General features: G+C 72.4%; 15 protein-coding genes and 1 riboswitch. Of the genes, 9 read left to right on the top strand and 6 right to left on the bottom strand.

Annotation, left to right across the window (positions count from 1 at the left end):
- The first annotated feature begins 7 nt into the window (after nucleotides 1-7).
- From Asi03nite_RS16220 to Asi03nite_RS16235, 4 genes are all read left to right on the top strand, one after another.
- On the top strand, nucleotides 8-3,331 hold the full coding sequence (locus tag Asi03nite_RS16220) for an error-prone DNA polymerase (protein ID WP_203680641.1): 3,324 nt from the start codon (nucleotides 8-10) through the stop codon (nucleotides 3,329-3,331).
- Nucleotides 3,332-3,466: 135 nt separating this feature from the next.
- Entirely contained in the window at nucleotides 3,467-4,213 is a 747-nt protein-coding gene (locus Asi03nite_RS16225; protein WP_203680643.1) for a class I SAM-dependent methyltransferase, read from the top strand.
- Nucleotides 4,210-5,391, top strand: a complete 1,182-nt coding sequence (locus Asi03nite_RS16230; RefSeq protein ID WP_203680645.1) for an alkaline phosphatase family protein — start codon at nucleotides 4,210-4,212, stop codon at nucleotides 5,389-5,391. Before Asi03nite_RS16225 ends, Asi03nite_RS16230 begins: the two co-directional genes overlap by 4 nt.
- A 373-nt stretch (nucleotides 5,392-5,764) precedes the next feature.
- Nucleotides 5,765-6,157 carry an SCO2097 family morphological protein gene (locus Asi03nite_RS16235; protein ID WP_203680647.1) on the top strand — a complete coding sequence of 131 codons (393 nt, stop codon included), beginning with the start codon at nucleotides 5,765-5,767 and terminating at the stop codon, nucleotides 6,155-6,157.
- 405 nt (nucleotides 6,158-6,562) lie between these two features.
- Here Asi03nite_RS16235 and Asi03nite_RS16240 read toward each other — a convergent pair whose 3' ends face one another.
- From Asi03nite_RS16240 to Asi03nite_RS16250, 3 genes are read right to left on the bottom strand one after another with little or no spacing between them, the layout of a single operon-like run.
- A complete protein-coding gene (locus Asi03nite_RS16240) occupies nucleotides 6,563-9,013 on the bottom strand; it encodes a transglutaminase TgpA family protein (RefSeq protein ID WP_203680649.1) in 2,451 nt (816 codons plus the stop codon).
- Nucleotides 9,010-10,308, bottom strand: coding sequence for a DUF58 domain-containing protein (locus Asi03nite_RS16245; RefSeq protein WP_203680759.1), 1,299 nt, complete (start codon nucleotides 10,306-10,308; stop codon nucleotides 9,010-9,012). The genes Asi03nite_RS16240 and Asi03nite_RS16245 overlap by 4 nt, the downstream gene beginning before the upstream one ends.
- A 2-nt stretch (nucleotides 10,309-10,310) precedes the next feature.
- Nucleotides 10,311-11,348 (bottom strand): AAA family ATPase, encoded by a 1,038-nt coding sequence (locus tag Asi03nite_RS16250; RefSeq protein ID WP_203680650.1) that lies wholly within the window; start codon nucleotides 11,346-11,348, stop codon nucleotides 10,311-10,313.
- Nucleotides 11,349-11,762: 414 nt separating this feature from the next.
- On the opposite strand from Asi03nite_RS16250, the gene leuS reads away from it, so the two are divergent.
- Both leuS and Asi03nite_RS38525 read left to right on the top strand, forming a co-directional pair.
- Nucleotides 11,763-14,561, top strand: coding sequence for a leucine--tRNA ligase (gene leuS / locus Asi03nite_RS16255; RefSeq protein WP_203680651.1), 2,799 nt, complete (start codon nucleotides 11,763-11,765; stop codon nucleotides 14,559-14,561).
- A gap of 131 nt (nucleotides 14,562-14,692) precedes the next feature.
- The gene (locus Asi03nite_RS38525; protein WP_275409417.1) at nucleotides 14,693-14,818 is read left to right on the top strand and encodes a hypothetical protein; all 126 of its coding nucleotides are present in this window, start codon (nucleotides 14,693-14,695) and stop codon (nucleotides 14,816-14,818) included.
- A 286-nt stretch (nucleotides 14,819-15,104) separates the two neighbouring features.
- Here the strand turns inward: Asi03nite_RS38525 and Asi03nite_RS16260 are convergent, their stop codons facing one another.
- The 3 genes from Asi03nite_RS16260 to Asi03nite_RS16270 all read right to left on the bottom strand — a co-directional run bounded on the left by Asi03nite_RS16260 (nucleotide 15,105) and on the right by Asi03nite_RS16270 (nucleotide 17,902).
- Nucleotides 15,105-15,851 carry a TVP38/TMEM64 family protein gene (locus Asi03nite_RS16260; protein WP_203680652.1) on the bottom strand — a complete coding sequence of 249 codons (747 nt, stop codon included), beginning with the start codon at nucleotides 15,849-15,851 and terminating at the stop codon, nucleotides 15,105-15,107.
- 82 nt (nucleotides 15,852-15,933) lie between these two features.
- Nucleotides 15,934-16,647 carry a type 1 glutamine amidotransferase gene (locus Asi03nite_RS16265; protein WP_203680653.1) on the bottom strand — a complete coding sequence of 238 codons (714 nt, stop codon included), beginning with the start codon at nucleotides 16,645-16,647 and terminating at the stop codon, nucleotides 15,934-15,936.
- A 34-nt stretch (nucleotides 16,648-16,681) separates the two neighbouring features.
- Nucleotides 16,682-17,902: a Mur ligase family protein gene (locus Asi03nite_RS16270; RefSeq protein WP_203680760.1), complete on the bottom strand. Its 1,221-nt coding sequence runs from the start codon at nucleotides 17,900-17,902 to the stop codon at nucleotides 16,682-16,684.
- Between the two features lie 468 nt (nucleotides 17,903-18,370).
- Nucleotides 18,371-18,499, top strand: a riboswitch (cyclic di-AMP (ydaO/yuaA leader).
- A 6-nt stretch (nucleotides 18,500-18,505) separates the two neighbouring features.
- Between Asi03nite_RS16270 and Asi03nite_RS16275 the strand changes: the two genes are divergently transcribed.
- From Asi03nite_RS16275 to rsmH, 3 genes are all read left to right on the top strand, one after another.
- Nucleotides 18,506-19,369: a C40 family peptidase gene (locus Asi03nite_RS16275; protein WP_239102724.1), complete on the top strand. Its 864-nt coding sequence runs from the start codon at nucleotides 18,506-18,508 to the stop codon at nucleotides 19,367-19,369.
- A 593-nt stretch (nucleotides 19,370-19,962) separates the two neighbouring features.
- A complete protein-coding gene (gene mraZ, locus Asi03nite_RS16280; protein ID WP_043523825.1) occupies nucleotides 19,963-20,394 on the top strand; it encodes a division/cell wall cluster transcriptional repressor MraZ in 432 nt (143 codons plus the stop codon).
- A 240-nt stretch (nucleotides 20,395-20,634) separates the two neighbouring features.
- Nucleotides 20,635-21,720: a 16S rRNA (cytosine(1402)-N(4))-methyltransferase RsmH gene (rsmH, locus tag Asi03nite_RS16285; protein WP_203680654.1), complete on the top strand. Its 1,086-nt coding sequence runs from the start codon at nucleotides 20,635-20,637 to the stop codon at nucleotides 21,718-21,720.
- Nucleotides 21,721-21,942: the final 222 nt, after the last annotated feature.

Raw genomic sequence — 21,942 nt, forward strand, 5'->3', positions numbered from 1 at the left:
TGGGCCGATGAGTTTCCACAACCCCGACGTGCCGTGGGCCGAGCTGGAACGGACGCTGTCCGGGCGGCCGGTCGTCGATCCGGTCGCGGTGGACGGCGACGGCGGCGACTCCCCGGCCTGGAGTCGCAGGCGGGAGCCGTACCGCGCGGCCCCCGGCCTGGTCCGCGCCGAGCCGGCGATCGACTACGCCGAGTTGCACTGTCACACCAACTTCAGCTTCCTGGACGGCGCCAGCCACCCCGAGGAACTCGCCGAGGAGGCGGCCCGGCTGGGACTCACCGGCCTGGCCGTGACCGATCACGACGGCTTCTACGGCGTGGTCCGCTTCTCCCAGGCGGCCCGCGAGCTGCGGCTGCCGACGATCTTCGGCGCCGAGTTGTCGCTGGGCCTGACCCGGCCGCAGAACGGTGAGCCGGATCCGGAGGGCACCCACCTGCTCGCGCTGGCGCACGGCCACGAGGGGTACGCCCGGCTGGCCCGGGTGATCTCGGAGGCTCAGCTGGCCGGTGGGGAGAAAGGCCGGCCCGAGTACGGAAGTCTGGAACGGATCGCCGAGACGCTGCGTGATCACGTGCTGGTGTTGACCGGGTGCCGCAAGGGCCCGGTCCCGCTCGCCCTGGCCACCGGCGGGATCGACGCCGCCGCCGGGGAACTGGACCGCCTGGTGGACCTGTTCGGCGCGCCGAACGTGGCGGTCGAGCTGACCGATCACGGCGACCCGTACGACGTCGATCGCAACGACGCGCTCTTCGCGCTGGCTCGCAGCCGCCGGCTGGAGGTGGTGGCGACCGGAAACGTTCACTACGCCACCCCGTCCCGCCGGCGCCTGGCCACCGCGCTGGCCGCGGTCCGGGCCCGGCGCGGCCTGGACGAGATGGACGGCTGGCTGCCCGCGGCCGGCACCGCCCACCTGCGCAGCGGCGCCGAGATGGCGCGCCGGTTCGGCGGATATCCGGGCGCTGTGGAGAATGCCGCGATGTACGGCGACGGTCTCGCCTTCGACCTGGACCTGGTCGCCCCGCGCCTGCCGGACTACCCGGTGCCGCCGGGGCACACCGAGATGAGCTGGCTGCGCGAGCTGACCATGCGCGGCGCCCGGGCGCGCTACGGGGAGCACCACCTGAAGGCCTACCGGCAGCTGGAGTACGAGCTGCGGATGATCGAGGAGCTCGGTTTCCCCGGCTACTTCCTGGTCGTCTACGACATCGTGGACTTCTGCCGGCAGAACCGGATCTACTGCCAGGGGCGGGGTTCGGCGGCGAACTCCGCGGTCTGCTACGCCCTGTGGATCACCAACGTCGACTCGGTCCGGTACAACCTGCTCTTCGAGCGGTTCCTCGCCCCGGAGCGCGACGGCCCGCCGGACATCGACGTGGACATCGAGTCGGACCGGCGCGAGGAGGTCATCCAGCACGTCTACGCCAAGTACGGGCGGGAGCACACCGCGCAGGTGGCCAACGTGATCTCCTACCGCCCCCGGTCGGCGGTCCGCGACATGGCCCGGGCGTTCGGCTTCTCGGCCGGCCAGCAGGACGCGTGGAGCAAGCGGATCGACCGCTGGGGCGACGTCGCGGCAGCGGACGCCGATCTGCCCGAGCAGGTCGTGGAATTCGCCAACGCGGTCCAGAACTTCCCTCGCCACCTGGGCATCCACTCCGGAGGCATGGTGATCTGCGACCGCCCGATCATCGAGGTCTGCCCGGTCGAGTGGGGCCGGATGCCGGGCCGCACCGTGCTGCAGTGGGACAAGGACGACTGCGCCGCCGTCGACCTGGTCAAGTTCGACCTGCTCGGGCTCGGCATGCTGTCGGCGCTGCACTACGCGTACGACATGATCGAGGACGAGCTGGACATCGGCACGATGCCGCTCGACGACCCCGAGGTCTACGAGATGCTCTGCCGGGCCGACTCGGTCGGGGTGTTCCAGGTGGAGAGCCGGGCCCAGATGGCGACGCTGCCACGGCTCAAGCCCCGGGAGTTCTACGACCTGGTGATCGAGGTGGCGCTGATCCGGCCGGGACCGATCCAGGGCGGATCCGTGCACCCGTACATCCGCCGGAAGAACGGCCTGGAGGAGCCGCGCGTGCCGCACCCGCTGATGGAGAACGCGCTGAACAAGACACTCGGCGTACCGCTCTTCCAGGAGCAGCTCATGCAACTCGCCATCGACGTGGCCGGTTTTGATCCGTCGGAGGCCGATCAGTTGCGACGCGCGATGGGTTCCAAGCGGTCCGTCGAGAAGATGCAGAGGATCAAGATCCGGCTGTACGCCGGGATGGCCGCGAACGGAATCACCGGCGAGCTCGCCGACGACCTGTTCCACAAGCTCTCCGCGTTCGCCAGTTACGGCTTCCCGGAGAGCCACGCGATGAGCTTCGCGTACCTGGTCTACGCGAGCGCCTGGCTCAAGCGGTACCACCCGGCGGCGTTCTGCGCGGCGCTGCTGAACGCGCAGCCCATGGGCTTCTACTCGCCGCAGAGCCTGGTCGACGACGCGCGCCGGCACGGGGTCGAGGTGCGGCGCCCGGACATCAACCTCAGCGACGCGATGGCGACGCTGGAGACCGTGCCGGAGTCCCGGCGCGCCGCGCTGCCCGGCGAGCCGCCGCACGCGTGGGGGCTGGGCGGACCTGCGGTCCGGCAGGGGCTGGGCACGGTCCGGACGATCGGGACCGCGCTCGCCGAGCTGATCGAGAAGGAACGGCGGGAGCACGGGCCGTACCGGTCGATGACCGATCTCGCACGGCGGACCGGATGCTCGACCGCCCACCTGGAGGCCCTGGCCACCGCGGACGCCTTCGCGGGGTTCGGCCTCTCCCGGCGCGAGGCGCTGTGGGCCGCGGGAGCGGCCGCGCAGGACAAACCGGACCGTCTGCCCGGGACGGTGACCGGCACCGAGGCGCCGATGCTGCCCGGGATGAGCGACGTGGACGTGCTGATCGCGGACGTCTGGGCGACCGGGTTGTCGCCGGAGACGCATCCGGCCCGGTTCCTGCGCGCCGGGCTGGAGGCCGCCGGGGCGGTGCCGATCTCGGCGCTCGGGCAGGTGGAGGCGGGGACCCGGGTGCGGGTGGGCGGGATCGTCACGCACCGGCAGCGGCCGGCCACCGCCGGTGGGGTGACGTTCGTGAACCTGGAGGACGAGACCGGGATGCTGAACGTGACCTGCTCGCCGGGGTTGTGGCTGCGGTACCGGCGGGTGGCGCGGAGCAGCGCGGCGCTGCTGGTGCGGGGGAAGCTGGAGAAGGTGGAGGGGGTGGTGAACCTGGTGGCGGATCGGCTGGAGGAGTTGCGCCCCCCGGTCTCCCCGGCTTCGCGGGACTTTCGCTGACGGCTCGTCCTCGCGCTGCCCGCCCCGGACCCCGGCCGCCGCCGCGCGCCGGCTCTCGCGGCCTCGCCTCCGCCGTTCGCCACGATCGCGCGGTGGTGGCGGGAAAGGGCTCGGCCGGGCCGATAGGCTGCGCGGGTGGACACCGCAATCGCACGTACCGGCCGGCCGCTCGTCACCGCCCGCACCGCGGCGGTCTGGGCCGTCCTGCGCCGTGAGCTGGACCGGCACGCCGGCCGTGAGCTGACCGTCCTCGACGTCGGCGGCGGCACCGGCGGCTTCGCCGTGCCCCTGGCCGAGGCCGGCCACACCGTCACCGTGATCGACGCCAGCCCCGACGCGCTCGCCGCCCTGACCCGCCGCGCCGCGGACGCCGGGGTCGCCGGCCGGGTGCGCGCCGTGCAGGGCGACGGCGACGCGCTCGCCGGGCTGGTCGAGCCGGGCAGCGCCGACCTGGTGCTGTGCCACGCCGTCCTCGAGGTGGTGGACGACCCGTCGGAGGTGGTCGCCGCGATCGCCGCGGCGCTGCGGCCCGGCGGCGCGGTCAGCCTGCTGGTCGCCGGGCGTGCCGCCGCGATCCTCGGCCGGGCCGTCAACGGGCATCTGCGGGCGGCGACCGCGCTGGTCACCGACCCGGAGGGCCGGTCCGGGCCGCGGGACACGCTGCGCCGGCGATACGACGCGGAGACGGCCGCGGCGCTGCTGCGGGCCGCGGGGCTCCAGGTCGAGGAGACCCATGGCGTACGGGTGGTCGCCGATCTCCTGCCGGCCACCGTGATCGAGCAGGACCCGCAGGCGGCGCTGGACCTGGAGCTGGCCCTGAGCGCGCAGCCACCGTTCCGGGACATCGCCTCCCAGCTGCACCTGTTCGCCCGCCGCTCATGACCGCCCCGGCCGAGGACGGGCTGCACCCGGACGCGCTGCGGCCGGTCCGCCCGGCGTACGGCACCGGCAGCCTGGCCGACCTGCTGCCCAGCGTGAGCGCCGTGCTCGGGGTGCCCGGCGCCGCCGACGTACTCGGACTGCGGGACCGGCTGGACGGGGTGGACAAGGTCGCCGTGCTGCTGGTGGACGGGCTCGGGGCGTACCAGATGCCGCTGGCCGCGAGGCACGCCCCGGTCCTGGCCGACCTGGCCGCCGGCGGTCGTGGCCACGCCGGCACGCTGACCTCCGGGTTTCCGTCCACCACGCCGGTCAGCCTGGTCACCCTCGGCGCGGGGGTGCCGCCCGGCGCGCACGGCGTGCTCGGCTTCACCGTCCGCCGCCCGGACGGCCGGCCGCTCACCCACATTTTCTGGGGCGACGACCCCGACCCCCGCGCGTGGCAGCCGGTGCCGACCCGGATGGAGCTCGCCGCCGCGGCCGGGGTGCGGGTCACCGTGGTCAGCCGGCCGCAGTTCGAGGGCAGTGGCCTCTCGCTGGCCGCGAACCGGGGCGGCGTCTACCGGGGCGCCGCCGACGGCACGGCGGTCGCCGACGGGGTGCTGGCCGCGCTGCGCGAGGCGGACGGGCCGGCGCTGGTCTACGGATACCATCCCGACCTCGACCACTTCGGCCACGAGGACGGGATCGGCTCGCCGACCTGGCGTCAGGCCGCCCGCGAGGTGGACAAGCTGCTCGACCGGGTGCTGCACGGGCTGCCGCCGCGGTCCGCGCTGCTCGTGGTCGCCGACCACGGCCAGCTCAACGTGCCGATCGAGGGCCGGCGGGACATCGCCGCGATCCCGGAGCTGCGCGACGGCCTGACCGGGGTGACCGGCGAGCCGCGGGTCCGGTATCTGTACGCCGAGGACGGCGCGCGCGACGACGTGGTGGCCAACTGGCGCGGGGTGTTCGGCGCCGAGGCGACAGTGCTGACCCGCGAGGAGGCGATCGATCAGGGGTGGTTCGGGCCGGTGCCGGCCGGGCACGCCGACCGGATCGGGGACGTCGTGGTGCTCTGCTGGGGCCGGGCGGTGGCGGTGGCGTCCGGGTGGGAGCCGGCGAAGGCGGGGCAGTTGGTGGCGTACCACGGCTCGGCGACGGCGGCCGAGATGACCGTGCCGTTGCTGATCGCCAGGTGATCGCCGGATGATCCGCTCGCCGCTCGCCCGCCGATCACCTGATGACCCGCCCGCCGCTCGCCCGCCGATCACCTGATGATCCGCTCGCCGCTCGCCGCTCGCCGCTCGCCGATCACCCGGTGATCCGCCCGCCGCGTGCTCGCTGATCGCCCGTCATCCATTTCACTCGATGTCGCCGGTGTTTCACGTGGCGTAACGGTCCTGGTAAGCCGGGCTTTTCGGGCGAATCGATCTTACGGGCAGGGAAAATCACCCGCACTCGGCCGTCGTCCCGCTTTCCGACCCGCCCACCCCCTCGTAGACTTGCGTGATAAGGCAGCCGACGGTTGCCCCGGCCCCACGCGGGCCGGACATGCGCCCGGGGAGGAAAGCCGTGCCGCTCTCGGAGCACGAGCAGCGGCTGTTCGATCAGATCGAGCGGTCGCTTGCCGAGGACCCCAAATTCGCCTCGGCTGTGCGGGCCAGCGACCCGCGTTTCCACGCACGGCGCCGGCTCATCATCGCCGCGTTCGTGATCGTGCTTGGCCTGGCTCTCGTCGTGTACGGGACGGTCGCCAGGAACACACTGCTCGGCGTCGCCGGCTTCGTCGTGATGCTGGGCTCGGCCGCCTTCGCGATGCAGTCACGCAAGCGTGGCCAGGCCCCCGACCTGAAGTCCGTCGGCGGGACCGCCTCACGGCGTACCCGCCAGGGTCGCAAGGGCAACGGCGGCCTGCTGGACCGGTTGGAGGACCGCTGGAGGCAGCGGCCGGAGGGGCATCGCTGACGGCCTCAGCCGACACCGACGAACGGCGGCCATAGGGCCGCCGTCGTCATTTCCGCAGCGGACTCTCCACCGCAATCCTCGGGCCGCAATCCTCCCGCCGCGAGTTCCGGGGTTGCGAGTGTCGCGCCGCGAGCCTCGGGCGGCGAGCTTCTTGTCGTGAGTTCCGGCGTTGCGAGTGTCGCGCCGCGAGTCTCGGGCGGCGAGCTTCTTGTCGTGAGTTCCGGCGTTGCGAGTGTTGCGCCGCGAGCGTCCCTGCCGAGGGTTCCACCGCGGCTGCCGTGAGTTCCGGACCGCGGGCTTCGCGCCCCGCCGGTCTTCCTCGTCGTGGCGTTTCCTGCGACATGCCGGTGACGGTGAGCTGGGGGCGGGGGCGCCGTCCGTGGACGGTGCCCCCGCCCGTCGCGGTCAGCGGGTCCGGGTCAGGAGACGGCGCGGGTTGAAGCGGGCCAGGTTCTCCCGCAACCGGCCCGCCGCCTCCATCGTGCGGGTGCCGGCCTCGGACAGCGCCAGCCGCCACCCCAGCAGGATCGACGGCGGGAACAGGACCGCCCGCACCCGGGCCCGCACCGTCGCCGAGTGGGACAGCCCGCCGCGGACCTGCCGCAACGCCGACGTCAGCTCCACGCCCCGCATCGGCTCCCGGGCGTACCGCGCCCGCTCCTCGGCGGTGCCCAGCAGCTCCACCGCCGCGGCCGGCTCGGCGGACAGGACCGTCTCCCGGATCAGGCGCTGGGCGGTGAGCCGCGGCGTCTCGGTCGGGTCGACAGTGATCTGGTAGTCGACCATCGTGTCGATCAGCTCGTCCCAGGCCGCGTGGGCGTCCTCGCGGGCCCGGGCGGTCTCACCGGTCACCATGAGGCCGGTGACCGCGCCGGCCGGGCCGGGCTCGGACGGCTCCGCCACCCCGGCCGTCGCGGTGTGCCGCTGACGCCGCAGCAGGACCCGGCGCAGCGCCGGGACCAGCAGCAGAGCGATCAGCGTCGCGATCACCCCGAAGATCAGCAGTCCGGTCCAGTTGTCCTGGTCGGTGCCGGCGCCGACGGTGGTGGCCGCGGCGCCGCCGTCGTTCGCCCGGTCGGGCCGCTGGTTCTGGCCGGCGGCCGCCGAGGCGCTGGAGCCGGGCAGCGGGGCGGTCGTGGGCGCGGCGCTCGGCTCCGCGGTCCGGTCGACGTCCGGCGCCCAGTCCGAGCGGGCCGCGCCGGCCACCCCGGCGGACGGCGTCGCGTCGAACGGAACCCAGCCGAAGCCCTTCAGGTAGACCTCGGTCCAGGCGTGCGCGTTGCGGTTGGTGATCACATACGTGGAGCCGTCCTCCATGGTGCCCCGGGTGAAGCCGAACGCCACCCGGGCCGGGATCCCGGCCGCCCGTACCATCCAGGCCATCGCCGCCGCGTACTGCTGGCAGTAGCCGACCTTGTTCTTCAGGAACGCCTCGATCTCGGAGAAGTTCCCGGTCGACTGGGTCTGCTGGCTGTACGAGAACCCGTACTTGCGGGAGAACGAGTCGTAGATCGCCCGGACCTTGTCGTAATCGGTGGCCACCCCCTGGGTGATCCGGGCGACCTGCCGATCGACGTAGTCGTTGTCCGGAACGACGGTGAAGGCCCGGCGGATCGGGTCGTCCCGGTCCAGTTCCGGCGCGGTCCGCAGCTCGGCCGGCGTGTACTGGGGGCGCAGGTAGTCCACCGAGTACTTCTGCTTGCTGGTGGTCGTCCGGTTGGAGTAGAGCACCTGCTGGTTCGGGTCGTACGCCCAGTTGCCGGTCAGATCCCGGATGCCTACCGGGTTCGCGTACAGCGGGGCCAGGCTCTGCCGCAGCGCGTCGGTGACCTCGATCTCCGCGTGATACTGCTGGAACGTGCTCCCGGCGGTCGAGCTCTCCCGGCGCGGGTCCGGCAGACTGCCCGCGTCGAGCGTGTTCCCGGCCGGCGGCTGGTTCCCGAAGCCCTCGGCGGTGAGCTGATCGGCGACGCCGAACCGCAGGTAGAACGGGTCCTTCTCGGTCGTCGTCACCTTCAGCAGGTTGACGGTGGTGTTCTGGGCGAGCTGGCCGCTGAGCGACGCGAACAGGTTGATCTTCCCGTTGCCGCCCTTGCCCAGCCCGCTGCCGACGCCGCTGCCGCTCTGGGTCAGCTGGGACAGCAGGCCGCCGGTGACGGTCGGCACGACCAGCGGCAGCAGCACCGCCACCAGCACGCCTGCCACACCGAGCCGGCGGCCGGCCGCGGCCAGCGGGGACGGCTCCCAGACGTCGACGTCGCGCCCGTCGCCGGTGAACCGGCGGCCGAACCGGCGCACCCGGTCCACGTTGTCGGCGACCAGCAGCCACAGGTAGCCGCAGGCGCCGACGACGAACGGGGTCACCGGCACGCTGTCCAGGTAGATCGCGACCGGGATGGAGTAGATGGCCAGCATGGGCAGGCCGGACAGGGCCGGCCGGCGGAACACAGCGGTCAGCAGGTCGACCACGATCGCGACCACGCCGATGCCGAGGACCGCGATGAAGAGCAGGCCGTCGCGGTCCGGGACGGGCACCGCGTACGACCGGGTGTCGTTGCCGGCCTGCTGGATCAGCTCGCCGAAGTGGGCCAGCGTGGCCGGGGTCGGCACCAGCAGCTCGTGCCCGCTCGGGAAGATCCAGGTGAGCGTCACGACCAGGGCCGCCACCATGCCCAGCGCCTGCGCCCAGCTGGGGAACCGCAGCGTCCGGGTGAGCACCGCGGCGCCCGCGATCATCACCACGGTGAGCAGCACCTGCAGCAGCCAGGTCCAGCTGTCGAAGATGGTGGCCAGCGGCGCGGACGCGAGCAGCGTGGCGGCGGCCGCGACCAGTCCGAGACGACGGCGGCCGGTCATCGGTTCACCCCGCTGACCGTCTCGGCCATCGCCGCGCGGTAGGCGAAGCCCTGCGACCCGCGGCCCATCGTGGGCCAGAGCGCCGGCAGCGTCTCGCCGTGCGGCACCCGCACCGACCGCCAGCCGCTGCGCACCAGCGCCAGCGACGCGGCGGCGTGCTCGCGGTCCGACTCCTGCCGGTCGCCGTCGGTCATCGAGACCCAGGTGGAGCTGTCCACGGCGAACCCGACGCAGGTCGCGCCGTTGCCGCGGAGCTGGCCGAGCAGCTGGGCCTCGGCCGTGGTGAGGGTGCCGAACAGGCCGATCACCAGGCCGCCGTCGGAACGCCGGCGGACCAGCTCGACCAGGCCGGCCACGTCGGAGCCGGAGGCCGGCCTCACGTCGGCCAGCGCGTCCAGGATCAGGCCCTCGCCGCCGCTCTCCGACCCGTCGATGTCCACCCCGGTGCCGGTCACCAGGCGCACCTTGTAACCGGCCTCGCGCAGGTGCACCGCGATGCTGGCGGTCGCCGCCACCGCCCACTCGAAGCTGGCCGTCGGGCCCTCGCCGCGGTGCGCCTGGGCCCGCGTGTCCAGGACCACCGTGGCCCGGCTCTCCCAGGGCTGTTCCTCGCGGCGGACCATCAGCTCGCCGGTGCGGGCCGTCGACCGCCAGTGCACCCGGCGCAAGTCGTCGCCCCGGCGGTACTCCCGGGTGGCCGCGTCGTCCTCGCCGTGCACCGCCACCGAGCGGGCCCGGCTGTCCCCGGACCCCGCGTACTCCCCGGCCAGCCGCACCTGGGGGAGCGGGGTGACCTGTGGGATCACGATGAGCTGGTCGACGCTGGGGAACGAGCGGGTCAGCTCGCACAGCCCGAACGGGTCGGTCAGCCGGATCACCAGCGGGCCGATCGGGTACCGCCCGCGCACGTCGGCGCGCACCGTGTACGCCACCGAGCTGGCCTGCTGCGCGCCGAGCCGCTCCAGGACGACCCGGGGGCGGCTGCCCAGCGCGTACGGCAGGCGGTCCTCCAGCAGCATGGTGCCGGTGGGCAGGCGGGACAGGTTCTGCAGGCGCAGGATCACCCGCGCGCTGGAGCCGACCGGCGCCCGGCCCGGTTCCAGCGAACGGGTGCAGGCCAGCTTGTAGCGGCTGCGCCCGACGTAGGCCGCGGCCAGCAGTGGCAGCGCGGCCAGCAGCACCGCCACCCGCAGCAGGTCGCGCTCACCGAGGACGAGCGCCGAGATGCCGGCGGCGATAGCGGCGGCCAGGAACGAGCGGCCGCGCGTGGTGAGACCCCGCAGCGCCTCCCGCATGGTCATCGCCCCCGGGACTCGTACGGCGCGCGGCCGTCCCGGGTGTCGTAGGGGTTGCGGGTCGCGTGCGGGATCGGCAGCCGGTGCACGATCTCCGAGACGATGGTGTCCGTGGTACGCCGGTTGAGCTGCGCGTCCGGCGTCGGGATGAGGCGGTGCGCGAGCACCGGCACGGCCAGCGCCTGCAGGTCGTCCGGGAGCACGTAGTCGCGGCCCTCCAGCGCGGCCACCGCCTTGGCGGTGCGCAGCAGCTGCAGGGTGGACCGCGGGGACGCGCCGAGACGGATCTCCGGCGCCTCCCGGGTCGCGGTGACCAGGGCGATCGCGTACTGCTGGACGGCGTCGGCGGCGTGCACCGCGCGGGCCGTCTCGATCAGCCGGCGGACCAGCGCGGCGTCGGCCACCGCGTGCAGGTCGTTGAGCGGGTCGTGGTCGCCGTGGCCGCTCAGCATGGCCAGCTCGGCCCGCGGGTCCGGGTAGCCCATCGCGATCCGGGCGGTGAACCGGTCCCGCTGCGCCTCCGGCAGCGGGTAGGTCCCCTCCATCTCGATCGGGTTCTGCGTGGCCACCACCATGAACGGGGCCTGCAGCTCGTAGGTCGTGCCGTCGACGGTGACCTGCCGCTCCTCCATACACTCCAGAAGGGCCGACTGGGTCTTCGGCGAGGCGCGGTTGATCTCGTCGCCGACCACCAGGTTGGCGAAGACGGCGCCCGGCTTGAACTCGAAGTCCCGGGTCTCCTGGTTGTAGACGCTGACTCCGGTGACGTCACTGGGGAGCAGGTCGGGGGTGAACTGGATGCGGCGCACCGAGCAGTCGATCGAGCGGGCCAGCGCCTTGGCGAGTTTGGTCTTGCCGACGCCCGGCACGTCCTCGATGAGCAGGTGCCCCTCGGCCAGCAGCACCGCGAGGGCCAGTCGCACCGTCGCGCTCTTGCCCTCGATGACCTGCTCGATGTTGGCCATGATGGCTTGTGCGGCGGCGCGGAACTCGGCACTGGTCAGCGGTCCTGTCGGCTCGCCCCAGGTCGGCGTAGTCACGGGCTTTCCTCCAAGTGATACGTACCCTCCAGCAGGTCACCCGCTGTCAGGGCACCCCAAGGTTGCGGGCGCCCAGCGGTCCGTGGGCCTCCGGCGCTCGCCGCCCGTCCTGACAGGTTATCCCCGTCCGCACACCGCTCCGAAAGGCCGGAACGGCAGAGGCTTTCCGGAAAACGCGACGAACATGGGTCATCTACCGACGGTGATCGGTCTCCGTCCGGTTCCGCGCTGGACGGCATACCGGTCGCCGAGCGTGACGGCGGACGGGTACCATGGCGCGCATGGCTCGGTCTGTTCTGCTCCTTGGCCGGCCGCGCTGAACCGACACTTCGGTACAGTGCGGCGCCCCCTCCTGCGTGAGGGGCTTTTTTGTGCCCGGAGCGCGCGAACCCCAGCCCTTTTGACGTAGACGAGATGGTGAAGATGAGCGAGACCGAGAACCCGTTCCGCTACACCGCCGCGCTGGCCGGCGAGATCGAGCTGCGCTGGCAGCGGTACTGGGCGGAGAACGGGACGTTCCACGCGCCCAACCCGGTCGGCGAGCTGGCCGACCCCACCCACCCCCGGGCCGGCGCCCCGAAGCTGCACGTGCAGGACATGTTCCCGTACCCGTCCGGCGCGGGCCTGCACGTCGGGCACCCGCTGGGCTACATCGGGACCGACAGCTACACCCGCTACCAGCGGATGGCCGGCTTCAACGTGCTGCACCCGATGGGCTTCGACGCGTTCGGCCTGCCGGCCGAGCAGTACGCGGTGCAGACCGGCACGCACCCGGCGGTGACCACCGCGGCCAACGTCGAGCGGTACCGGCAGCAGCTGCGCCGGCTGGGCCTGGCGTACGACGAGCGCCGTTCGTTCTCCACCACCGACCCGGAGTACTACCGCTGGACCCAGTGGATCTTCCTGCAGGTCTTCAACTCCTGGTTCGACCCGGAGGCCGGCAAGGCCCGGCCGATCGACGAGCTGATCGCGGAGTACGAGTCCGGCGCGCGCGGCCCGGAGTGGGCCTCGATGTCCCCGGCGCAGCGGCGCAAGGTGATCGACGACCACCGCCTGGCCTACGTCAGCGAGGCGCCGGTCAACTGGTGCCCCGGCCTGGGCACCGTGCTGGCCAACGAGGAGGTCACTCCGGACGGCCGCTCCGAGCGGGGCAACTTCCCGGTCTTCCAGCGCAGCCTGAAGCAGTGGATGATGCGGATCACCGCGTACGGTGACCGCCTGGTCGACGACCTGGACTCGCTGGACTGGCCGGAGCCGGTCAAGCTGATGCAGCGCAACTGGATCGGCCGCTCGCGGGGCGCGCACGTCGACTTCCCGATCGGGGACGAGCACATCCGGGTCTTCACCACCCGCCCGGACACCCTGTTCGGCGCCACCTACATGGTGCTGGCGCCGGAGCACGAGCTGGTCGCCCGGATCGTGCCCGGCGCCTGGCCGGCCGGCACCCACGAGAAGTGGACAGGTGGCGCCGCGACCCCGGCCGAGGCGGTCGCCGCCTACCGGGCGGCCGCGGCCGCCAAGACCGAGGAGGAGCGCACCGCCGACGGCAAGGTGAAGACCGGCGTCTTCACCGGGGCGTACGCGGTCAACCCGGTGAACGGCGCGGAGGTCCCGGTCTTCGTCGCCGACTACGTGCTGGCCGGCTACGGCACCGGCGCCATCATGGCGGTGCCCGCGCACGACGAGCGCGACTTCGCGTTCGCCACGGTCTTCGAGCTGCCGGTGATCCGTACCGTCGAAGCGCCCGAAGGCTTCGAGGGCGCCTGGGTGGGCGACGGCAGGGCGATCAACTCGGGTTTCCTGAACGGGCTGGCCAAGGACGAGGCCAAGGCCGCGATGATCGCCTGGCTGGAGGAGCACGGCAAGGGTGCCGGGGCCACCACCTACCGGCTGCGCGACTGGCTGTTCAGCCGGCAGCGCTACTGGGGCGAGCCGTTCCCGATCGTCTACGACGAGACCGGCCTGCCGGTCGCGCTGCCCGAGTCGATGCTGCCGGTCGAACTGCCGGATGTGGACGATTTCTCGCCGCGCACCTTCGACCCGGACGACGCGGACTCCGAGCCGGAGACCCCGCTGTCCCGCAAGAAGGACTGGGTGCAGGTCGAGCTGGATCTGGGTGACGGCCCGAAGACGTACACCCGGGAGACCAACACCATGCCGCAGTGGGCCGGCTCCTGCTGGTACGAGCTGCGCTACCTGGACCCGCACAACGACAAGGCGCTGGTCGACCCGGCCAACGAGGCGTACTGGATGGGCCCGCGCTCGGAGCGCGACCCCGGTGGCGTCGACCTGTACGTCGGCGGCGTCGAGCACGCCGTGCTGCACCTGCTGTACGCCCGCTTCTGGCACAAGGTGCTGTTTGACCTGGGCCACGTCTCGTCCTTCGAGCCGTTCCGCAAGCTGTTCAACCAGGGCTACATCCAGGCGTACGCGTTCCGCGACGCCCGCGGCGTGATCGTCCCGGCCGAGGAGGTCGTCGAGCGGGACGGCAAGTGGTACTACGGCGACCAGCAGGTCACCCGGGAGTACGGCAAGATGGGCAAGTCGCTGAAGAACGTGGTCACCCCGGACGAGATGTGCGAGCAGTACGGCGCCGACACGTTCCGGGTGTACGAGATGGCGATGGGCCCGTTGGACGTCTCCCGGCCCTGGGAGACCCGTGCCGTGGTCGGCTCGCAGCGCTTCCTGCAGCGCGTCTGGCGCCTGGTGGTGGACGAGGAGACCGGCGCGGTCCGGCCGATGGACGGCGAGCTGGACCCGAAGACCCGCAAGGTGCTGCACAGGGTCATCGCGGGCGTCCGCGAGGACATGGACGAGCTGCGGTTCAACACCGCGATCGCCAAGCTGATCGAGCTGACCAACACGCTGACCCCGCTGCCCTCGGTCTCCCGTGAGGCGATCGAGCCGCTGGTGCTGATGCTGTCGCCGTTCGCGCCGCACCTGGCCGAGGAGCTGTGGAGCAGGCTGGGCCACGAGGGCACGCTGGCCTACGCGGACTTCCCCAAGGCCGACCCGGCGCAGCTGGTGGCCGACTCGATCACCTACCCGGTGCAGGTGAACGGCAAGGTCCGCGGCCGGGTCGAGGTCGCTCCGGACACCCCCGAGGCCGACGTACGGGCGCAGGCCCTGGCCGCGGTCGCCGAGGCGCTGGCCGGGCGCGAGCCGAAGAAGGTCATCGTGGTCAAGGGCCGGCTGGTCAGCGTCGTCGTCTGACGGCCACGCACCCGCCTCGCGCGTCGGGCGTTCCGGGCGCGCGGGGCGGCGTGCCACCGTCGACCGGCTGCCCCGGGCGCGCTCGCGGAGCGGGTCCGTCGCGGCGGCCCGGCGGCGAATGGCTCGACATCGTGCTCCGGGAGACGCCGTGGGACTTCGCCGCGTCCCGGGCCAAGGGCGCCCACCTGCCCGACATCGCCGCGTTCTTCGCCCCGATCGGCGAACTGGTCAGCGCCGAGGAGGTGATCGCGGCCTGACCCCACCCGCCGCGGCGCGGGTTGCTCGCCGGGTCCCCGACCAGCTCGTGGGCCCGGACGATCTCGTCCAGCGGCAGCTCCGCGGCGGTCGGGACGGGGGGGTTCCGCGCGGTCGGCCAGGCGGCCGGGTGGCGATCACCGGGCCGCGTTCCCGGCGCCGGCCGCCACGCGGAGCTGTGGGGTGCGGGTGGGCGGGGAGGCGGGCGCGGCCGGGTGCGACGGTCAGGGACGCGGGCGTGGCGGGGCGCGGTTTGCCGGAGGATCGCCAGGCGCGGGCGCTCGGCGGTCAGGCGGTGGCGGCGACGGGGCGCCGGGACGTGTGCCGCCAGCGGAGCACGATCGCGGTGGAGAGGATGAAGCTGATGATCGCGGGCGCGACGGTGATCGGGCTCATGCTGCCCGGGGCGACCACCGCGGCGCCGATGACGGCGTAGGTGACCGTGGACGGGACGGCGGCGATCGCGGTGCCCAGCAGGTAGCGCTTACGGCACACGCTGGTGGTGCCGTAGGCGTAGCCGACCAGGCCGAACGGTGCCAGCGGGAGGAAGCGGACCAGCAGCACCGCGGCCAGGCCTCGGCGGTTGAGCCAGCCGTCCAGGCGGGCCAGCCGGCCGCCGGCCTTCGCCTGCAGGGCACCCCGGCCGGCCCAGCGGCCCAGATAGTACGTCGCGGTGGCGGCGATCAGAGCCGCGCCCAGGGCGGCGATCGCGCCGGTGGCGGCGCCGAGCAGAGCGCCGCAGGCGACGGTCACGGCGGTGCGGGGGACCAGGACCGAGAGCAGCAGGCCGCCGAGGACGGCGACCGCGACGGCGGCGCCCGGACCCAGCGCGACGACCGCGTCGCCGATCTCACGCAGCGGCAGGAGCGCGGCTGCCGCGGCCAGGCCGCCGATGACCAGCGTCAGCGAGCCGAACCGGAGGAACCGCCGCTTCCTGGTCATCGGCGTGTCGGCCGCGGCGGCGGGCCGGCTGATCGGCGCAGCCTGAGAGTCCCCGGCGAGGATGCCCGTGGAGTGTTCAGGATTGTCGGTCATGCAGGCGTACCGCCCCAACTCTCGTCGGTCCGGGACAAGGTCGTTCGGCGCTGTCCCGCGTGTCTCGTCGGTCGCCGACCCCTCAGGCGGGGAGCCCGGCGGCCAGCCGCTCGCCCCGGAGCCGGTCGGCCCAGGTGTCGTCGAGGGGCGCAAGCCTATCCGCGCCGGTGGACCACCGGAGTAGCAGATCGGCTAGCTCTGGGTTGCGGGACAACGCCGGACCGTGTGAATACGTCCCGATGATCTTCCCGTACCAGGCTCCCTCGGTCTGGCCGTCGTTGCCGATGCCACCGGTCACCCGGGCCAGCGGCGCGGCGTGTGCGCCCAGGTGGGTGCGGCCGCCGTGGTTCTCGAAACCGGTCAGCGGGGGCAGTCCGAGCCGCGGGTCGATGTCCCCGCGGAGCTCGCCGACCGCCCGGGTCTCACCCCGGTCCGAGGTGATGTCGAGCAGGCCGAGCCCGGCGCATTTGGTCCCCTTGGCGAAGAACGAATGACCGAACAGCTGGTAACCCGCGCAGATGGCCAGGACCGAGGCGCCCTGGGCGACCGCCCGGTGCACCCCGCCGTCGTTGATCAGCCGCTGGGCGGCCAGCGCCTGCGGGCCGTCCTCGCCGCCGCCGATCAGGTAGATGTCGGCGGTGGTGGGCATCTGCATGTCCGAGCGGACCTCGTAGGTCTCCACCGGGATGCCACGCGCGGCCGCCCGGTGCGCCAGGATCAGCATGTTGCCCCGGTCACCGTAGGTGGACAGCAGATCGGGGTAGATCCACACGATCCGCAGCGTGCTGTCGTTCATGATCGAAGAACTCCGTTTTCCGTCGCGGAACGAGTCAGTTGACGCGGTCCAGTTCCGCGCGGATGTCCTGGAAAGCCGTGTAGTTGGCGATCACCTCGAGACGGCCCGGCGGCACCTGCGCCAGCGCGTCGTCGAAGGTTTGTACGTGCTGGAACGGCACCTGGTTCACCTGGAGACGAACGGCCAGGTCGTACGCCCGGTCGCCGGTGATCAGCACCGGCCGGCCGCGCAGCGGGGAGAAGTCGACGTCCCAGAGCCAGGAGGTGTCCAGGCCGTCGGGGTCGCGGGCGTTGATGGAGAGCAGCGTGGGCGCCTGATCGGCCATGTCGAACGCCTCCAGCCAGCTCGCCGGGTTCTTGGCGAGCAGCAGCCGGATGTTGCGCCCGTCCCGGTCGACCTGCGCGTACCGCCCGGCGATGGAGGTCACCCGGGAGAGCCGGGGCAGCGCCTCGATCGGACGAACCCCGAACTCGCCGGCGACCGCCAGCGCGGTGGCCGCGTTACCCAGGTTGACCTTGCCGGGGAGCTGCAGCTTGACCAGGTGCCAGTCGCCGCGCGGGTCGATGACGCCGTCCTCCTCGACCACCCACTGCGGGGCAGGACGGCGCAGCGGGCAGCCGGTGCACCACCAGTCGCCGTTGGCCCGTTCGATCGGGTGGCCGCTCTCCGGGCAGACGAACGAGTCGTCGTGCCAGCGCTGCCCCGCGCTGAACCAGGTGGTCTGCGGGCTGGCGCCGGCCGCCCACACCACCATCGGGTCGTCCGCGTTGGCGACCACCCGGATCTCCGGATGGCCGGCCAGCGCGGTCCTCCACAGCTGCGCCATCATCGCCACCTCCTTCGCCCGGTCGAGCTGGTCACGGGAGAGGTTGAGCAGCGCCACCACCTTGGGACGGGTGGAGTTGATCACCTGGGCCAGGTAGTGCTCGTCCACCTCCAGCACGGCGAACGGGGTGTGCCCCTCCTTGGCCAGCGCCGAGGTGTGCCCGGTGGGCATGTTCGCGCCGTACGAGTTGGTGGCGACCCGGCCCAGCACCCCGACCGCGGCCGCGGTGAGCCGCGTGGTCGTGGTCTTGCCGTTCGTGCCCGAGACCAGCGCCACGGCGCGGCCGGACGAGAGGTGGGCCAGGAGGTCCGGATCGATCTTGAGGCCGATCCAGCCGCCGATCACCGAGCCGTCGCCGCGTCCCGCGGCCCTGGAGAGCGCCGCCGCGGTTTTCGACGCGGTGGTCGCGACTATGGCCCGCAAGGGCATCTTCCCGTCCGTCACGCCAGCGAGGGTACCGGACCCGGGGATTACGTCGAGTTGCCGGAAGGCCCGGATCACCGGGCCACGGTGGGTCGTCCGAACGGATTACCGCGTTTGTGCCGCTGACCGACGTTCCCGGAACTCGGACGGGTTACCGCCGCAGATTTTCTGTGTTCTGGTTCACGCGGTGTGATCGACGCTGCGTGGTTGGCCGTGCGCGCAGCGTGAGGGCATTTGTCTTCCGGCGGTAACAAACTGGACAGTACCTCATGTGCCAACTACTCACGGTGATCAGTCCACGTCTGACGATCATCAGGAAAGTCAGGTACCAAAGATTCGCCGGCGGCAACCGCTCGCCGGTCGCGACGAACCGGTTCACGCCGAGCCCTGCCCCGGACCGGACGACGCGACCACGTGAAGCACCAGCACAGCTGACAAGGCACCAGGGGGCAGGGACGGGGAACCCAATTCCCGGTCCGAACCGCGCCGTGCGACCACCGACGGCGCCAGCGGTCGGACCTAGGGGTGAAGCCACTCCGGTGGCCGGGCAGCCTTCCCGCCCGAACCCGACAGCTAACCTCGCAGGCGTGCCGGAGGGATCTCCTTACCGTGCAGCAGCACAGCTCTAACCGCGGCCGTCACCGTTCGATCCAGGGCCGTCACCGTTCGATCCAGGCCCGTCGCGTCGCCGGCGGCACCGCCGCGCTGTCCCTGGGCCTCGCGCTCGGCGCCGGCCAGCTCCTGGGCGCGTCGCCCGCCTCCGCCGCCACGGCGAAGGCCCCTGTCGAGGCGAAGGCCGCCGCCGCGCCGAAGGCCAGCGCGGCGCCGAAGAGCCCCCGGATCATCACCAAGGCCAACACCAAGAACCTGCCCTGGGGCTCCACCCTCAAGGTCACCGCCAAGGTCATCGACCCGCGCACCGGCAAGGTCGCCAAGGGCACCATCCGCCTGCAGGGGCTGCGTGGCGGCAAGTGGCAGACCTGGGACACCGAGACCGTCCGCAACGGATCGGTCACCCTCCAGTCCGCGCCCAAGGGCACCACCTACGTCCGGACCCTATTCACCGGCAGCGGCTACAAGCAGACCACCACCAACCGGATCCGGATCGCGGTGAAGGCCAGTGGCGCCAAGGTTCTGGCCGAGGCGGTCAAGCACAAGGGCGCGCTGTACAAGTTCGCCGCCGCGGGGCCCAAGCGCTTCGACTGCTCCGGCTTCACGATGTACGTCTACAAGACCGCCGCCGGCAAGAGCCTGCCGCACAAGGCGGACGGGCAGCAGCGCTACGGCACCTCTGTCAGCAAGTCCAAGGTCAAGGCCGGCGACCTGATCATCTACCGGTCCGGGTCGTACGGCTACCACGTGGGCATCTACGCGGGCGGCGGCTACATGTACGACTCGCCGCACACCGGGGCCCGGGTGGGCAAGCACAAGATGTACGGCAGCAACTACGTCGTGCGGCGCCTGGTCGCCTGACGGCAGTGGCGCCTGGGCCGCTCCCTCGAGGACAGCGGCCAGTGAGTAAGGAAGCACCGCCAGTAGGGCGCGACCCGATCCGGGTCGCGCCCCACTGGCGTTCCGGCATCTGTCGTGCTGCGCGTGCCGCGGTGCCGAGTGGGATGCCTGCGGTCCTGGGCGGCGTGTGGTGCCGGGTCCGGCGCCGGTGGGAGACCGGTGCCGGGCGGGGTGCGGCGCGGGACACGGGTGATGCTCTCCACAGTCCTCCCGGCGGGCCTCCACTTTGCTCCACCGGGCGCGCCACCACCCTCCACCCGAGGGGTTGAATGTCGGTTTCACCCCGACTTATCGACGCCCGTACGTCCGATGTCGGAAACCGGACCTGGTGGATCATGCTCGGCCCCTCCACTTCGAGGCACCCCCTGTGAACTGGGATTACGTCCGCGAAAACAGCTCGCGAAGGCTCGCTTTCGGGTTGCAGGTGGAGGGAAGTGGAGTAGAGTGGGGCCCAGTGGCAGGACCGAGGAACCCAACCGGAGCCTGCCGGCCCGAGACAGGCGGCCCGCTCTCTCCACGAAGGAGCAGCCGTCCCGGCAAGGGGGTGGGGGCCGATGTTTCTCGGCACGCACACCCCCCGGCTGGACGAGAAGGGCCGGCTGATCCTCCCGGCGAAGTTCCGCGACGAGCTGGCGGGAGGTGTCGTGATCACGAAGGGGCAGGAGCGCTGTCTTTACGTGTTCCCGATGCCGGAGTTCCAGCGGATCGCCGGTCAGTTGCGCGAGGCGCCGGTGACCAACAAGGCCGCCCGGGCTTACAGCCGGGTGTTCTTCGCCAGCGCGCACGACGAGGTCCCCGACAAACAGGGCCGGGTCACCATCCCCGCACACCTGCGGGAGTACGCGAGTCTCGGCCGGGATCTCGTGGTGATCGGGGCCAGCACGCGGGTCGAGATCTGGGACAAGCAGTCCTGGGACGACTACCTCTCGGCGAGCGAGGAAGAGTTCGCCGACATCGAGGAGGGGGTGCTGCCCGGCGGACTGTAGGGCGTGGCACTCGGTGGGCCGCTGGGAGTGCGGTCCGGACGCCACTGCTGCCGTACTGCGAGATCTCCAGCCGCTCCCGCTCCTGGCGCCTCTTCCCCGGCGCCAGGCGCGTGTCCGGGGCCGGGCTTCACCGGCACGGGACAGAGCGGATGGGGATCTGGCGGTACGGATGGGGCGTCCGGGCCGGAACAGACAGCTTCACCTAGGAACAACCGAGTGGAACGCGAGCGGGTGGGGTCAATGGGGGTCGACATGGGGGAGCCGCGCGGCACGCACGTCCCGGTGCTGCTGGAGCGCTGCCTCGAGCTGCTCGGCCCGGCTCTGGACCGGCCCGGCGCGGTGCACGTCGACTTCACGCTGGGCCTGGGCGGTCACGCCGAGGCGGTGCTGGAGCGGTTCCCGGGAGTGATGCTGATCGGGCTGGACCGGGACACCGAGGCGCTCGCCCACTCGCGGCACCGGCTGGCCCGCTTCGCCGACCGGGTGCACCTGGTGCACGCGGTCTATCACGAGCTGCCCCGGGTCCTGTCCGATCTGGACGTCCCGGCGATCCACAGCGGGCTGTTCGACCTCGGGGTGTCGTCGCTGCAGCTGGACGAGGCCGACCGTGGTTTCGCCTATGCGCAGGACGCCCCGCTCGACATGCGGATGGACCAGTCCCGCGGGATCACCGCGGAGGAGGTCGTCAACTCGTACGAGCCCGGTGAGCTGGTGCGCATCCTCCGGCAGTACGGCGAGGAGAAGTTCGCCCCGCGGATCGTCTCGTCGATCGTGCGGGAGCGGGCGAAGACGCGCATCGTGTCCACCGCGCGGCTGGCGGAGCTCATCAAGGACGCCATCCCGGCCGCCGCGCGACGAACGGGTGGAAATCCCGCGAAAAGGTCGTTCCAGGCGCTACGCATTGAGGTCAACGGCGAGCTGGACGTGCTCGAGTCCGCGATTCCGGCGGCTTTGGACGCGTTGTCGCCCGGCGGGCGACTTGTGGTGATGAGTTATCAATCTTTGGAGGACAGGATCGTCAAGCGCGCGCTCACCGCGAGGGCGCGCAGCACCGGGCCGATCGACCTGCCGGTCGAGCTGCCCGGGACCGGTCCGACGCTGCGGCTGCTGACCCGGGGGTCGGAACCGCCCAGCGACGCGGAGGTGGCGGAGAACCCGCGCGCGGCTTCGGTGAAGCTGCGCGCGGTGGAACGGATCGACGAGTGGGAAAGCAGGGGTAACCAGCCGCTGCGGGCCGGCCGCGAACGGCCCCGGATGGCGGCGAACGGCGGGGGACGAGGGCGACGACGCCCGGGGCCGAACCAGGAGGGGGAGGGGGAAGCATGAGCGAGCGAACCGACGCGCCGCGGTCGGGGGGCCGTCCGGTGCAACCGCGGTCCACTGCCGGTGAGCGTGGACGCGGGGCGAGCCGCGATGCCGGCACCGGGGGGACCGGTGCCCGGGGGGAGCGCCGGACCACCGGGCGCGCCGACACGCGCCGGTCCGGGATCGGGAGCGAGGAGGGACGCCGTGCCGACGTCGGCCGGGGGACCGGGCGCGGGGCCGGCC

The sequence above is a fragment of the Actinoplanes siamensis genome, assembly GCF_016862395.1.
GTDB classification, from domain to species: domain Bacteria; phylum Actinomycetota; class Actinomycetes; order Mycobacteriales; family Micromonosporaceae; genus Actinoplanes; species Actinoplanes siamensis.

What these genes read in the sequence shown, in the direction of transcription:
- Asi03nite_RS16220 (WP_203680641.1), top strand. Translation starts at nt 8, where the DNA reads ATGAGTTTCCACAACCCCGACGTGCCGTGGGCCGAGCTGGAACGGACG.
- Asi03nite_RS16230 (WP_203680645.1), top strand. Translation starts at nt 4,210, where the DNA reads ATGACCGCCCCGGCCGAGGACGGGCTGCACCCGGACGCGCTGCGGCCG.
- Asi03nite_RS16240 (WP_203680649.1), bottom strand. Translation starts at nt 9,013, where the DNA reads ATGACCGGCCGCCGTCGTCTCGGACTGGTCGCGGCCGCCGCCACGCTG.
- Asi03nite_RS16245 (WP_203680759.1), bottom strand. Translation starts at nt 10,308, where the DNA reads ATGCGGGAGGCGCTGCGGGGTCTCACCACGCGCGGCCGCTCGTTCCTG.
- leuS (WP_203680651.1), top strand. Translation starts at nt 11,763, where the DNA reads ATGGTGAAGATGAGCGAGACCGAGAACCCGTTCCGCTACACCGCCGCG.
- Asi03nite_RS16260 (WP_203680652.1), bottom strand. Translation starts at nt 15,851, where the DNA reads ATGACCGACAATCCTGAACACTCCACGGGCATCCTCGCCGGGGACTCT.
- Asi03nite_RS16265 (WP_203680653.1), bottom strand. Translation starts at nt 16,647, where the DNA reads ATGAACGACAGCACGCTGCGGATCGTGTGGATCTACCCCGATCTGCTG.
- Asi03nite_RS16270 (WP_203680760.1), bottom strand. Translation starts at nt 17,902, where the DNA reads ATGCCCTTGCGGGCCATAGTCGCGACCACCGCGTCGAAAACCGCGGCG.
- mraZ (WP_043523825.1), top strand. Translation starts at nt 19,963, where the DNA reads ATGTTTCTCGGCACGCACACCCCCCGGCTGGACGAGAAGGGCCGGCTG.
- rsmH (WP_203680654.1), top strand. Translation starts at nt 20,635, where the DNA reads ATGGGGGTCGACATGGGGGAGCCGCGCGGCACGCACGTCCCGGTGCTG.